Origin of the sequence: Pediococcus ethanolidurans (assembly GCF_964062635.1) — a bacterium.
Classification (GTDB): Bacteria; Bacillota; Bacilli; order Lactobacillales; family Lactobacillaceae; genus Pediococcus; species Pediococcus ethanolidurans.
Map to the genome: position 1 here is coordinate 636,337 of NZ_OZ061250.1, position 13,855 is coordinate 650,191.

11 protein-coding genes are annotated in these 13,855 nt (G+C 37.7%); 5 read left to right on the forward strand and 6 right to left on the reverse strand.

Going from position 1 to position 13,855, the window contains the following annotated elements; all coding sequences use genetic code 11:
• Positions 1 to 69: 69 nt before the first annotated feature.
• The 6 genes from gyrA to dnaA all read right to left on the reverse strand — a co-directional run bounded on the left by gyrA (position 70) and on the right by dnaA (position 9,422).
• The gene (gene gyrA / locus AB3219_RS03200; protein WP_260365878.1) at positions 70 to 2,610 is read right to left on the reverse strand and encodes a DNA gyrase subunit A; all 2,541 of its coding nucleotides are present in this window, start codon (positions 2,608 to 2,610) and stop codon (positions 70 to 72) included.
• Between the two features lie 23 nt (positions 2,611 to 2,633).
• Positions 2,634 to 4,577 carry a DNA topoisomerase (ATP-hydrolyzing) subunit B gene (gene gyrB / locus AB3219_RS03205; RefSeq protein WP_057805300.1) on the reverse strand — a complete coding sequence of 648 codons (1,944 nt, stop codon included), beginning with the start codon at positions 4,575 to 4,577 and terminating at the stop codon, positions 2,634 to 2,636.
• A gap of 38 nt (positions 4,578 to 4,615) precedes the next feature.
• On the reverse strand, positions 4,616 to 5,734 hold the full coding sequence (recF, locus tag AB3219_RS03210; protein ID WP_367369291.1) for a DNA replication/repair protein RecF: 1,119 nt from the start codon (positions 5,732 to 5,734) through the stop codon (positions 4,616 to 4,618).
• A 2-nt stretch (positions 5,735 to 5,736) separates the two neighbouring features.
• Complete coding sequence (yaaA, locus tag AB3219_RS03215) at positions 5,737 to 5,964, reverse strand: S4 domain-containing protein YaaA (protein WP_216753943.1); 228 nt, start codon at positions 5,962 to 5,964, stop codon at positions 5,737 to 5,739.
• 794 nt (positions 5,965 to 6,758) lie between these two features.
• Positions 6,759 to 7,898, reverse strand: a complete 1,140-nt coding sequence (gene dnaN / locus AB3219_RS03220; RefSeq protein WP_216753942.1) for a DNA polymerase III subunit beta — start codon at positions 7,896 to 7,898, stop codon at positions 6,759 to 6,761.
• A 177-nt stretch (positions 7,899 to 8,075) separates the two neighbouring features.
• Positions 8,076 to 9,422 carry a chromosomal replication initiator protein DnaA gene (gene dnaA / locus AB3219_RS03225; RefSeq protein WP_057805185.1) on the reverse strand — a complete coding sequence of 449 codons (1,347 nt, stop codon included), beginning with the start codon at positions 9,420 to 9,422 and terminating at the stop codon, positions 8,076 to 8,078.
• A gap of 545 nt (positions 9,423 to 9,967) precedes the next feature.
• Between dnaA and rpmH the strand changes: the two genes are divergently transcribed.
• The 5 genes from rpmH (at position 9,968) to mnmE (ending at position 13,832) form a co-directional block, all read left to right on the forward strand.
• Positions 9,968 to 10,102: a 50S ribosomal protein L34 gene (rpmH, locus tag AB3219_RS03230; RefSeq protein ID WP_074693854.1), complete on the forward strand. Its 135-nt coding sequence runs from the start codon at positions 9,968 to 9,970 to the stop codon at positions 10,100 to 10,102.
• A 109-nt stretch (positions 10,103 to 10,211) separates the two neighbouring features.
• Positions 10,212 to 10,571 carry a ribonuclease P protein component gene (rnpA, locus tag AB3219_RS03235; protein ID WP_057805184.1) on the forward strand — a complete coding sequence of 120 codons (360 nt, stop codon included), beginning with the start codon at positions 10,212 to 10,214 and terminating at the stop codon, positions 10,569 to 10,571.
• The gene (yidC, locus tag AB3219_RS03240; protein WP_057805183.1) at positions 10,572 to 11,408 is read left to right on the forward strand and encodes a membrane protein insertase YidC; all 837 of its coding nucleotides are present in this window, start codon (positions 10,572 to 10,574) and stop codon (positions 11,406 to 11,408) included. It abuts the gene before it with no gap.
• Between the two features lie 75 nt (positions 11,409 to 11,483).
• Positions 11,484 to 12,275: an RNA-binding cell elongation regulator Jag/EloR gene (jag, locus tag AB3219_RS03245; RefSeq protein WP_216753940.1), complete on the forward strand. Its 792-nt coding sequence runs from the start codon at positions 11,484 to 11,486 to the stop codon at positions 12,273 to 12,275.
• A gap of 165 nt (positions 12,276 to 12,440) precedes the next feature.
• Complete coding sequence (gene mnmE / locus AB3219_RS03250) at positions 12,441 to 13,832, forward strand: tRNA uridine-5-carboxymethylaminomethyl(34) synthesis GTPase MnmE (protein WP_216753939.1); 1,392 nt, start codon at positions 12,441 to 12,443, stop codon at positions 13,830 to 13,832.
• The last annotated feature ends 23 nt before the right edge of the window (positions 13,833 to 13,855 follow it).

Below are 13,855 nucleotides of genomic sequence, written 5' to 3' on the forward strand. Positions count from 1 at the left end.
AAACAAAAATCCCAATAAACGATACATAACTAAGTTACGTTGTTTATTGAGATTTATTTTATTTATTTATTATTCTTTAGAAGAATCTTCAGTTGAAGTTTCTTCAGTAGATTGAACTTGACTATCAGCAGATGAATCTTGTGGTGTTTCATCAGGATCATCTTCGTCTTCATGATCTACTTTGGCCATTGTCGCAACCTTGGAATCTTCATCAATTTTAATTAAATGAACACCCATTGTTGCGCGCCCAGTTTCTGGTACTGAATTCACATCAAAACGAATCATAACACCACGATCAGTAATCAACATGATATCTTCATCACCAGCAACCGTTGTCAAACCAGCTAACGGTCCGTTTTTGGTTGTGACATTAGCAGTTTTAATTCCTTTACCACCACGTCCTTTAATTGGATATTCACCAGCCAATGTCCGTTTTCCGTATCCTTTTTCAGTAATGACGAGTACTTTGCTTTCTGGTTTCAATAAATCAACCCCAACCACATAGTCATCGTCTCGTAAACGAATACCACGAACACCAGTCGCTGAACGACCCATTGAACGAACAGAACCTTCAGCAAAACTAACCGCATACCCTTTATGAGTACCAATAATGATATTTTGTTTATTATCTGTGATAACCACATTGATTAACTCATCATCATCTTTTAAGTTAATTGCTTTTAAGCCATTGCTGCGAATATTCAAAAATTCATTCAAAGGAGTACGTTTGACAACTCCTTTTAACGTTGTGAAGAAGAGATAGCGTTCATCCGCTTGGTCATGATCTTGACCAGCATTAATGACAGCTTGAATACTTTCACCCGCACTAATTCCCAAAAGATTAATAACCGGAATTCCTTTGGCAGTTCGGCCATACTCTGGAATCTCATAACCTTTCATTCGATAAACTTTACCGGCATTGGTAAAGAATAACAGCACATCATGTGTGGAGCTTGAAACAAGATGTTCAATGAAATCATCATCATGAACACCCATTCCTTGTACACCACGACCACCGCGACGTTGGGATTTGAATTCAGATTGTGGCATCCGTTTTACGTAACCATTATGTGTCAACGTAACCATGACGTCTTCTTCTTCAATCAAATCTTCGTCTTCAAGGCTAAGAACTTCACCTACAAGTAATTCTGTTCGTCGTTTATCACCAAATTTATCTTGAATATCAAGTAATTCTTGATAAATAATCTGATTGATCCGTTCCGTGTGAACTAAGATATCTTTGTAATCAGCGATTTCAGCCGTTAACTTGTTGTATTCATTCTCAACTTTTTCACGTTCCAAACCGGTTAAACGAACCAAACGCATATCCAAGATGGCTTGGGATTGTTTATCAGACAATGAATAGTTATGCATCAACTGATCTTTGGCAATCTCAGCCGTTTCAGAGTTACGGATAATTGAAATGATTTCATCAATATGATCAAGGGCTATTCGTAAGCCTTCAAGGATATGGGCACGTGCTTGCGCCTTTTTCAAATCAAATTCAGTTCGACGACGAATAACTTCTTCTTGATGTTTAAGGTAATACTGTAGAATCTGCTTTAAACTCAAAACTTTTGGTGCACCATCCACAATTGCCAGCATATTAAAGCTAAATGTGGTTTGCATCAAAGTCATTTTGTACAAGTTGTTTAAAACAACAGAAGCACTCATATCACGACGAACGTCAATTACCACTCGCATACCTTCACGGTCGGTTTCATCGTTTACATCTGTGATACCTTCAATTCGTTTATCACGAGCTAATTCAGCAATTCTTTCGATTAACTTTGCCTTATTGACCATGTATGGAAGTTCTGTGACCACAATCTTTTCACGGCCACTCTTTTCCTGTTCAATATCAACTTTGGCACGCAAAATAATCGTACCTTTACCAGTTTCATAGGCTTTTCGAATTCCTGATTTACCCATAACCACTCCACCAGTTGGGAAGTCAGGTCCAGGAACGGCTTCCATCAAATCAGCCGTAGTAGCTTCGGGATTATCCATCAAAATATGAATAGCACTAATGACTTCAGATAAGTTATGTGGCGGAATATTGGTCGTCATCCCGACCGCAATCCCGGTTGCCCCATTAACTAATAAATTGGGAAAACGGGCTGGTAAAACTTTTGGTTCTCGCTCTGTTCCATCGTAGTTTTCTTGAAAATCAACCGTATTTTTATTGATATCACGTAACATTTCAACCGCAATTTTGCTCATTCGAGCTTCGGTATAACGCATTGCAGCTGCGCCATCACCATCAACAGAACCAAAGTTACCATGACCGTCAACTAACATGTAACGATAACTGAAATCTTGGGCCATTCGTACCATTGATTCATAAATTGCGGAATCACCATGGGGATGATATTTACCCATGACATCCCCAACAATTCTGGCTGACTTCTTATAAGGTTTTTCCGGCGTAACTCCTAGTTCATTCATCCCATATAAAATTCGACGATGTACTGGTTTTAAGCCATCTCGTACATCTGGCAAAGCTCGTGCCACAATAACACTCATTGCATAATCTAGGAAGGATGTGCGCATTTCTCTACTCAAATTGACATTTGTCACTCGAGTTCCAATATTTTCTTCGTCAGACAAATTCTTTAACCTCCAATCCTAAATTAAACGTCTAAGTTTTCTACATAAACGGCATTATCTTCAATAAATTTCCGTCGTGGTTCTACGCGATCGCCCATCAACATTTCAAAATCACCACTAGCTGCGTCAGCATCTTCAGCAGAAACTCTTAATAAACGACGGTTATCTGGATTCATGGTTGTTTCCCATAATTGAGAAGCATCCATTTCACCTAAACCTTTGTATCGTTGAATTGCAGGCTTTGGACTTGGTGGCAATTGTCCCAAAGTTTCCTGTAGTTCTTCATCAGAATCAATATATTTAATCATTTTACCTTGTCGTACCTGATATAGCGGTGGTTGTGCAATATAAACATAGCCTGCATCAATCATTGGCCGCATGTATCGATAGAATAACGTTAACAATAATGTACGAATATGCGCGCCATCGACATCGGCATCGGTCATAATAATTAATTTATGATAATTAGCTTTTGTAACATCAAATTCTTCGCCAAAACCAGTGCCTAACGCTGTGAATAACGAACGAATTTCTTCATTAGCTAAAACCCGGTCTAGGGTAGCTTTTTCAACATTCAAGATTTTTCCTCGAATTGGTAAAATGGCTTGTGTCAAACGTGAACGACCTTGTTTAGCACTACCACCGGCTGAATCACCCTCGACAATGAATAATTCACTAATTGCTGGATCCTTAGATGTATTATCAGCCAATTTTCCGGGTAAATTATTAATTTCAAGGCCACTCTTTTTTCGAGTAACTTCTCGCGCACGTTTAGCAGCAATTCGGGCTTTTGAAGCTAATAAACCTTTATCGATAACTTTTCGGGCAGTATCTGGATTTTCCATCAAGAACTTATTGAAATGTTCACCAAAAACGTCATTAACAGCCGTTCTTGCATCTGAGTTACCCAGTTTGGTTTTCGTTTGTCCTTCAAATTGTGGGTCAGGATGCTTAACGCTGACTACGGCCGTTAAACCTTCACGAACATCATCACCAGAAAGATTATCCTCATTATCCTTTAACATGCCACTCTTATGCGCATAGTCGTTGACAACCCGTGTTAATGCTCGTTTAAAGCCCTCTTCATGGGTTCCCCCTTCATAAGTATGAATATTATTAGTGAATGTTAATAATTTACTCTGATAGCCTTCTGTATACTGCATCGCAACTTCAACAGTAATGCCCTTTTCGACACCTTCAACATAGATCGGTTCTGGGAATAAAACATCTTTGCCTTCGTTAAGGTAGTCAACATAATGACGAATTCCGCCTTCGTATAGGAAGTCATCTTCTGTAGGTTTTTCTGGACGCATATCTTTTAAAGTAATGCGTAATCCTTTATTCAAAAATGCAAGTTCACGAATTCGTGTTCGTAACGTTTTAATATCAAATACAGTTGTTTCTTGGAAAATATCAGCATCTGGCAAGAAATGAACGATTGTGCCATGTTCATGCGGTTTAGATTCACCAATTACTGTCATTGGTGTTTTGACTTTGCCACGCGTAAAGTCCATATAATAAATCTTACCGTTGTGCATAGTTCTAACGTCCAAACTGGTTGACAACGCATTGACAACTGAGGCACCAACACCATGTAATCCACCAGAAACTTTATATCCACCACCGCCAAACTTACCACCGGCATGGAGGATTGTGAAAACCGTTTCCAAGGCTGGCTTACCCGTCTTGGCTTGAATACCAACCGGAATTCCACGACCATTATCCGTCACGGTAATACTATTATCTTTTTCAACAATGACGTTAATTTTATCCGCAAAACCCGCTAAGGCCTCATCAATCCCATTATCAATAATTTCCCAAACAAGATGATGTAGACCTTGTGAACTTGTTGAGCCAATATACATACCGGGACGTTTTCGAACTGCTTCTAGTCCTTCAAGAACTTGAATTTGACTTGCGTCGTATTCTTCCGCTTTTTCTTCCTTACGTTCACGTGCATTTTCAATTTCTTGGGGAGTTTTTGTTTTATCTTCGTCAGCCAATCTTATTCCTCCTTATGCAAAGTACCTGATTTAATTGTAAAAATTCGTGGCTCGTCAATCAATTGTCGGGCAATACCACTTAAGCTGGTTGTGGTTAAAAAAGTCTGAACCTTATTTTGAATGGTCTTCAAAAGGTGCGTTTGCCGATCGTCATCTAATTCAGATAGCACATCATCTAATAGCAACACCGGGTATTCGCCCGTTTCCTCTTTCATAAGATCAATTTCAGCTAATTTAACGCTCAAAGCCGTTGTTCGCTGTTGTCCCTGTGATCCGAATGTTTGCACATTTTTGTCATTGACTAAAAAACGAACGTCATCACGCTGGGGACCAACCAATGTGGTTCCTTGTTGTAATTCCCGTTCCTCATGGTTTGCAAAGGCTTTTTGTAATTCGTCATACAGTTGCTCAACAGTTGCATCCTGTTCCTGTGAAACTTGGGAAACATACTCAAAGGTCAAATGCTCTTTTCCAAGTGAGATTTGCGTGTGTAGCTGTTGGGCCCACTTCTCTAATTTCTTCAGAAAAAGACGTCGTTGAAAAATGATCTCTGCTCCGTAAGCAGCCAATTGATCAGACAAGACACCAAGAAAAACTTTATCTTTATTAGTCTTGAATTTAAGTTGCTTTAAATACTGATTACGTTGCTTTAAAATCGTGCGATACTGTGCGGAATTATAGAGATATTTGCTACTCATTTGTCCAAATTCCATATCGATAAATCGACGTCGAATTGCAGGTGACCCTTTAACCAAAGATAAATCCTCAGGTGCAAACAAAATAACGTTTAGTTGACCGATATATTGTGATAGCTTACTTTGTTCCAAATGATTAATCTTAGCGCGTTTTCCTTTAGAACTTAATTCCAGCTCCAAGGGAACTGAACTCATTCTCTTATGAACTCGCGTCGCCAATCGTGCATTATCCGCACCCCAACTGATCAAATCACGATCATTAGAAGTTCGATGACTTCTAGTGAGTGCCAACACATAAATTGATTCCAGTAAATTTGTTTTTCCTTGAGCATTTGCTCCCAGCAAAACATTAACACCAGGAATAAATTCGGCCTCCAAATCTGAATAATTTCGAAAATTATGGAGACTAATATTTTCCAAATACATGACTAATCCTCACGTCTTGAACGCACAAGAAACCGTCCTTCACCTGGAATATTAACTGTGTCCTTAGGATATAGCTTTTTTCCCCGCCGATTCTCAGGCTCATCATTTACCTCTATAGCATGTTCACGAAGATACCATTTAGCCTGTCCACCAGTCCCAATGATTGATTCTTCTTTTAAGAGTTGACCGAGCGTAATGAATGGCGTTGTAATTAAAACTTCTTTTTCCAAAATTACAACCACCTTTCTAAAACTTATTTTTTAAATCAATTAATTATTAAAGTGGTGCTTTGTCATCCTAAAAATAATTCATTTGATTTTTTGCAGAATCTTTACCAATACCTTTCTATTATACCTTTTAAAACCTAAAAAAACAATCTCAGAGGCTATGATTTGCGTTTTAAGCGATTTTGAACACAGGGAGACACTTTTGCCATTTTCTGCGTATTTTTCTCAAATCCTCTGAATTTAATTTCTAGATGAAAAATAAAACACGAAGTTGAGAAAACATTTTCTCAACTTCGTGTTTTTTATTTATGAACTAAAGGTTGAAAGTATCAAAATCACATCAATAACTGCTGTTAAACGGCTTAGACTTCAAAAAATAGTTTAACTGCCGTCCTGCGGCTCACCTGGTCTGGAACGGGGTGGGCACGATTTGAAGCCAAGAAGTACACTTGTCTTCAAACTCGGCCTTATCCTAAGTAATAAATTACTAAGGATAATTTCACCCCTGAGACCAATCGCCTCCGGACTAAGAATGTTTGATATTAAATAATGCTCAGTAATATTGATGTCACAACTTTTATATCGATGTGTTGGTTGCAAAGATTAGATTTAGTCTGGAAGCAAATGGGCTCAGTAGTGTCGTTTATCTTAGCGGTCTTCGCTTAGAGACGTGCATTTCGGCTCTAAGTCGTGCCCACTACGTTCCAGCCCAAATTTGCTGGAAGACGGCATTTAGATTCAATCTTGTTACCATGAACGCTTTTGTACTTTCAACCTTTAGTTTATGAACTTTATATCTAAAATGTTCGAACTGGTGTGATCAATTGAATAAAGTTTTCTTGATCTTCAGTTGGAACCAATGTAAATGGTCGTAATGCTGAAGTAAATGAAACTTGAATTTCAGTTTGGCCAAATGACCGTAACGCATCTTTCATATAGTCTGGGTTAAATGAAATTTCCAAGTCTTCACCTTCAACAACCTTTGCATCCAGTTGTTCTTCCACATTACCAACATCAGGTGAGTTACCCGAAATAACAATTTTTTTATCGGCAGTTGTAATGGCTAGTTTAACAACATTATTGCGACTTTCATGTGATAACAGGGAAGCTCGTTCAATTGCAGCTAATAGTGCAGGTGCATCAAATTCCAAAGTAGTTGTTGCTTCTTTTGGAATCAAACGAGAAGTATCAGGATAATTTCCTTCAAGCAAACGAGAATAGAACGCTGTGTCACCTAGTGTAAATAAAACCTGATTTTCGGAAATTCTCATAATAACATCGGGATTTTCCTCACCAATCATTCGCGACAACTCAACGAGACTTTTTCCAGGAATGATGACATCATATTTGCCGGTATTTTCTTGTGGTAATCTAATTTGTCGTTGACTTAAGCGATGACTATCAGTTGCAACAGCCACAAATTGATCCCCATCAATACTAAAATGAACCCCAGTTAGAATTGGACGACTTTCCTGGGTTGAAACTGCCAAAACGGTTTGACTAATTAATTGTTTAAACACATTTCCAGAAAGTTGAATTTGATCATTACCATCAAGTTCTGGTAAGCGCGGATAATTATTAGCGTCTAAACCATTAATAGTAAATTCTGCCGCTCCGGATGAAATTTCTGTTTGAAATCCTTCGGTAATTTCAACTGTCATTGATTCTTCTGGAAGACGTTTAACAATATCACTAAAGAAATGGGCTGGTAATACGATTTTCCCTGGATCGGTAATTGACAATCCGTTATCTTCGTTTTTTGCATCTAAAACTGTCTCGATTGAAATATCTGCATCACTACCAGTTAGGATAATCTGATCAGATTTAACGTCTAGTTTTAATCCGGTTAAAATTGGAATTGTTGTTTTAGAAGAAATTGCTCTTTGAACATCATTTAATTTTTTAATGAATGCAGCTCGTTTTACAGTGAATTTCATTTTTTAAGAATCTCCTTTGGACGAAATGTATTTATATATAATTATATATTAAAAGTAACAGTAGTAATAGGGACTGTTGATATTGTGTAAATGTAACCTAACGCTTAGGTAGGTCAAAGATTATCTATGTTTATAACATGTGGATAACTTTAAAAGTAATTCACACTTGTCCACAGTCTATGGTTTCAGCTCACTTTTTAAATCACCAATTTGACGTTGTAAATCGTCATCCTTTTTTAAGGCTGCTGCAATTTTTTCATGGGCATGAATAACAGTTGTGTGATCCTTACCACCAAATTCGGTTCCGATTTTCGGTAAAGAAGCATTGGTAAGCTCGCGTGACAAATACATGGCGATTTGGCGAGGAACCACAATTGATTTCATTCGCTTTTTACCCTTTAGGTCAGAAATAGATGTGTGATAATACTTGGCTACTTTATCCTGAATCAAAGAAATGGAAACTTCACTAAACTTGGTACCAAAGTTCAAACTACGCATGGCTTCGGAAGCTAAATCAGTGGTAATGCTGGTACTTTGTAAGTTTGCGTAAGCTTGGACACGAGCTAACGCACCTTCTAATTCACGAACATTGGAATCAACCTGCGTGGCAATGTAGTTTAAAGTGTCATCAGGAATTTCAATTTTATCTGCCATGGCTTTTTCACGCAAAATAGCGATTCGCGTTTCCAAATCAGGTGGTGTGATATCGACGGATAATCCCCATTTAAAACGAGAAACAAGGCGTTCTTGTAGTTTGGGGATTTCGTTAGGCAAACGATCTGAGGTTAGAACAATTTGTTTTTGATTACTATATAAAGCCTCAAATGTGTGGAAAAATTCTTCTTGTGTAGCCTCTTTGTCAGCAAAGAACTGAACATCATCAACTAAAAGGAGATCAACGTTTCGATAAACTTCCCGAAATTCTTCTTGATGTTTTGATTGAATCGCATTAATAAAATCATTTGTAAATGCTTCACTAGTTACGTATTTAACGTTTGTATCAGGATTATTTTTGAGAATTTGATGGCCAATCGCATGCATTAAGTGCGTTTTGCCAAGGCCAACGCCTCCATAAAAGAAGAGTGGATTATACATGGTGCCGGGGTCTTCAGAAACAACTAAAGCAGCAGCGTGCGCCATTTGATTTCCCTTACCAGTTACGAAAGTATCAAATGTATATTTATCATTTAATGTAGTTACTTCCATAAAGTCGGGCGTTGTCTTTGGTTTTTCAACGGCCTTTTTTTCTTGTTGAACTGTTTCTTCTTGCTCGCCTTCTAAGACAAAGTCGGGCGTAATGTCCGCTTGCGTAATTAGATAGGCATATTCAACAAATTTTGGTGCTAAATGCTGTTTCCAATAATCGCGATGTAACGGCGATGGTAGTTGGATGGTCATGATATGATTTTTTAAATCGATTGGTTTAGCCACATCGATCCAGGTCGAAAAACCGAGTGATGAAATATCATCATCTTTTTGGAAATCGGCCTTTATTTGGTCCCAGAGTTCGTCTTTACTTAGCACAAAAATCCCTCCAAAGTAACGTACCGTTTATTTTTTGTGTTTTCACTTCTTAAATCGAAAGAAACAATGCATTAATTTTAGCATGAAAAAAAATAGTTTTCCACATCCTGTGGAAAACTATTTAAAATAAATCACAGGTTAGGGAAAAAAGTATCCACAGGATGTTGAAAAAAACGCAAATTTTCATGAAAATTTAGGTTATTCACACAAAACGGTGGATAACTATAGCCCTAGCAACAGGGGTTACAAGCAGTTATCCACTGAAAATCGTGAAAATGTGGATAACTCAATCACAGGGGGTGAATATCCGGATAAGTTTGGAAAAAACGGTGCAAAAGTAAAAAGACTATTTGTTTTTATCCACAGGGTACACACCGTAATAGGTTTGCAGTGTGAACAAAATAATTATCTTTTTTCGGTTAAGAGCTTTGCATGATGATTGATTTGTGATACTATATTATGGTAATTGTAATTAGATACTGAGTTATTTCATTATGTAAATGAAATCTATATAAATTTCAGTGTTGCTATGGGAGGTGTACGAATTGAAAAGAACATATCAACCAAAGAAGCGTCATCGTTCACGTGTGCATGGTTTTCGTAAACGTATGAGTACAAGTAACGGCCGTAGAGTTTTAGCACGTCGACGTCTAAAAGGTAGAAGAGTATTATCTGCATAAGGCCACTGATCCCAGTGGTCTTTTATTTTTGAAGAAATTCAAAAATAAAAGATAGGCCTCCTTTATATGTAAGAAACCCTGATGATACGAATTATTTTGGAGAGAGATCATGCGCAAGTCATACCGTGTAAAAAAAGAAACAGAGTTTCAAAAGGTTTTTGAAACACATAATTCATTTGCAAATCGAAAATTTGTTGTTTATGTGATGGAAAAGCCCAAACAACCTCATTTTCGGGTTGGAATTTCTGTTGGTAAGAAGATTGGCAATGCTGTTATGCGAAATTACATGAAGCGTCGCATCAATCAAAGCATTCTAGAATTCAAGCCTCAATTACGTCAAGATATTGACTTTTTGGTCATTGCACGACCACAAGCATCTGGTCTTTCAATGAAAGAAACCAAACAGCAATTGAAACACGTATTTACGTTAGCTAATATTTTAACTACTGATCAAAGTGAGGAAAAGTAAGTGAAACATAGCAAAAGAAATATCGCGATGATGGCGATTGCCAGCTTAACCTTGTTTTTAGCTGGATGTAGTACAGCTCCCATTACGAAGAATAGTACCGGTATTTGGGATCACTGGATTGTCTACAACTTTTCGCGGGCAATTATTTGGTTATCTAAGCTGTTTGGAAATAATTATGGTTGGGGAATTATTATATTTACCATTATTATTCGAATTATCATTTTGCCTTTGATGATTTACCAAACAAAGTCTTCAATGAAAACCGCTGAAATTCAACCAAAAGTTCAGGCATTACAAAAGAAGTATTCTTCTAAAGATGTTGAAACACAACAAAAATTACGTGAAGAACAACAAAAGCTTTATTCTGAAGCAGGTGTAAATCCTGTTGCAGGGTGTTTGCCATTAATTGTTCAGTTGCCTGTTTTATATGCTTTGTATGCCGCCGTGAACCGAACGGAAGTCTTAAAAGCTGGAACCTTCTTGTGGTTACAGCTGGGTGATAAAGATCCTTACTTTATCTTACCTATTTTAGCGGCTGTCTTTACCTATGTCAGTTCATGGTTGAGTATGAAGTCGCAACCAATGCAAAATGGTATGACAACGATGATGACAATCGGAATGCCAGTAATTATCTTCTTTACGGCGTTAAGTGTACCAGCTGCTGTTTCACTTTACTGGGTGGTTACAAATATTTTCCAGGCTGGACAGACGATGGTTATTCAAAATCCATTTAAAATCAATCGCGAACGTGAAGCAAAGGTACAAGCGGAACGTGACAAGAAACGCGCACTGGCCAAGGCAAAACGTAAGGCTTATAAAGGACGCAACAAACGATAAAGATAACTGGAGATTGGAATGTTTCATTCTGATCTCCTTTTACTGTACATAAAAATTAACCAAGGAGGTAAGCCAATGGCAACTTATACGGGAACAACGGTCGAAAAAGCAATTGAAATCGGTCTTGCTGATTTAAAGTTAGATCGAAAAGCTGTAACAATTTCAACACTTGTTGAACCGAAAAAAGGATTCTTAGGAATTGGTAAACGGTTAGCTAAGATTGAAATATCAGTACTTGTAGATTCAAAATCAAAGTCTAACGAAACCAAAGCATTGAAAAATGATTCTGAAGTTCAGAATAAACCCGATGAAGTAAATCATGAAGCTAGTGCTGAAGTTCACGAATCGCTGCACAGCAATGAATTAGCACCAAACGAGGCACATATGACACGTCCCCGTTTGAATGGTGCGGTTGTGACAGAGTTACAGAAATATTTATCCGACATTGTCTCACAATTAGGTATTGAAGCAACCGCAACAAATAGATTTCACCACCGTGAGGTTTCGATTGAATTTAAAACCGAACAGGAAGGAATGCTAATTGGAAAGCACGGGCGAACAATTAATGCGCTGCAAACATTAGCGCAAGTATTTTTACTTCACCAGGGAATTGCACATGTAAATGTAGAATTGAATGTTGAAAATTATCGGGAACGACGAATTGAAACTTTACAGCATTTGGCCGAGAATACGGCTCGTGAAGTTGTGGCAACTGGTGAACCAGTATTTTTGGATCCAATGCCCGCGTTTGAACGAAAAGTGATTCATGCCGCTTTGGCCGATAATCATTTTGTTTCAACCTTCTCTGAAGGCCATGAGCCACATCGATATGTAGTTGTGGCACTGGTTCAAGATGAACAAATTTAGTTATGAAGTGTAACAAATTGACAAATGCGCGCTAAAATTTTAAGATATAACCAATTATTCAAATTTGAGGTAAAGTAGTGAAAGTACTTTATCCACGTAACCTTTTTATTAAGGCGTGGACTGGGTGCTTTTTTTATTGGAATGGTTTTAGAAAGGAAATAGATAATGTTAGAAACAGCTACTGAATTGGATACCATTGCTGCAATTTCGACCCCACCTGGTGAAGGTGGCATTTCAATTGTGCGAGTAAGTGGAAAAACGGCACTTGATGTGGCTTCTGAAATTTTTAAAGGTAAGAATCTGCATAAAGTTAAAAGTCATACCATTAATTATGGTCATATCGTTAATCCCAAAACGAACGCGATAGTTGATGAAGTCATGGTTTCAGTTATGCTTGCTCCCAAAACTTATACTTGTGAAGATGTTGTGGAAATTAATTGTCATGGTGGTATTGTGCCAACCAATGATATTTTGCAGCTCTTGTTGAGTCATGGTGCAAGAATGGCAAAACCAGGCGAATTTACCGAAAGAGCCTTCTTAAATGGAAGAGTTGACCTTTCTCAAGCGGAAGCAGTCATGGATCTGATTCGGGCTAAGACAGATCGTTCAATGAAAGTTGCTTTAAATCAATTAGATGGTGATTTGTCTCATTTAATTAAGAACTTACGTCAGGATATTCTTGATGTTTTGGCACAGGTGGAAGTTAATATCGATTATCCTGAATATGATGATGTAGAGACAATGACCAGTAAATTATTACGTGAAAAAGCGGTTGAAGTTAAAGCACAAATTAAACAATTGTTGCAAACAGCTCAGGAGGGTAAAATCTTACGAGATGGTTTAGCTACGGCGATTGTTGGCCATCCTAATGTCGGTAAATCTAGTTTGTTAAACCGCATGTTGCATGAAGATAAAGCGATTGTGACGGACGTAGCTGGAACAACGCGTGACGTTTTGGAAGAATATGTAAACGTTCGTGGTGTGCCGTTGAAGCTGGTTGATACGGCAGGTATTCGAGAAACCAATGATAAGGTCGAAAAAATTGGGGTTGAACGAAGTCGTAAGGCAATTCAAACTGCTGACTTAGTTTTGCTTGTTTTAGATAGTAGTCAACCATTATCTGATGAAGACCGTCAGCTGATCAAGGTCACAGATGAAGCAAAACGTATCATTATTTTAAACAAAACCGATTTACCCATGCAATTAGATACTGATGAACTGTTTAATCTTGTTTCTGAGGATCAAGTTATTCGAACATCTGCAACAGAAGGTGTTGGACTAGATGATTTAAAAGAAAAAATTTCTAAATTATTCTTTGGTGGAATTGAAAGTAATCAGAATAGCGTTATCGTGACAAATGCTCGCCACATTGGGTTATTAAATCAAGCTGAAGATGCACTAGATTCTGTTTTACAAGGACTCAAGGACGGAATGCCTGTGGATCTTGTTCAAATTGATATGACCAGATGTTGGGACTTTCTTGGTGAAATTACTGGAGACAGTTATCAAGATGAATTATTAGATCAATTGTTTAGCCAATTCTGTTTAGGTAAGTAATTGAAGTTAAATTAAGTTAAATA

Bases quoted from the DNA above. Each gene is read 5' to 3' on its own strand.
- recF (WP_367369291.1), bottom strand. From the start codon at position 5,734: ATGTATTTGGAAAATATTAGTCTCCATAATTTTCGAAATTATTCAGAT.
- dnaN (WP_216753942.1), bottom strand. From the start codon at position 7,898: ATGAAATTCACTGTAAAACGAGCTGCATTCATTAAAAAATTAAATGAT.
- rnpA (WP_057805184.1), top strand. From the start codon at position 10,212: ATGCGCAAGTCATACCGTGTAAAAAAAGAAACAGAGTTTCAAAAGGTT.
- jag (WP_216753940.1), top strand. From the start codon at position 11,484: ATGGCAACTTATACGGGAACAACGGTCGAAAAAGCAATTGAAATCGGT.
- mnmE (WP_216753939.1), top strand. From the start codon at position 12,441: ATGTTAGAAACAGCTACTGAATTGGATACCATTGCTGCAATTTCGACC.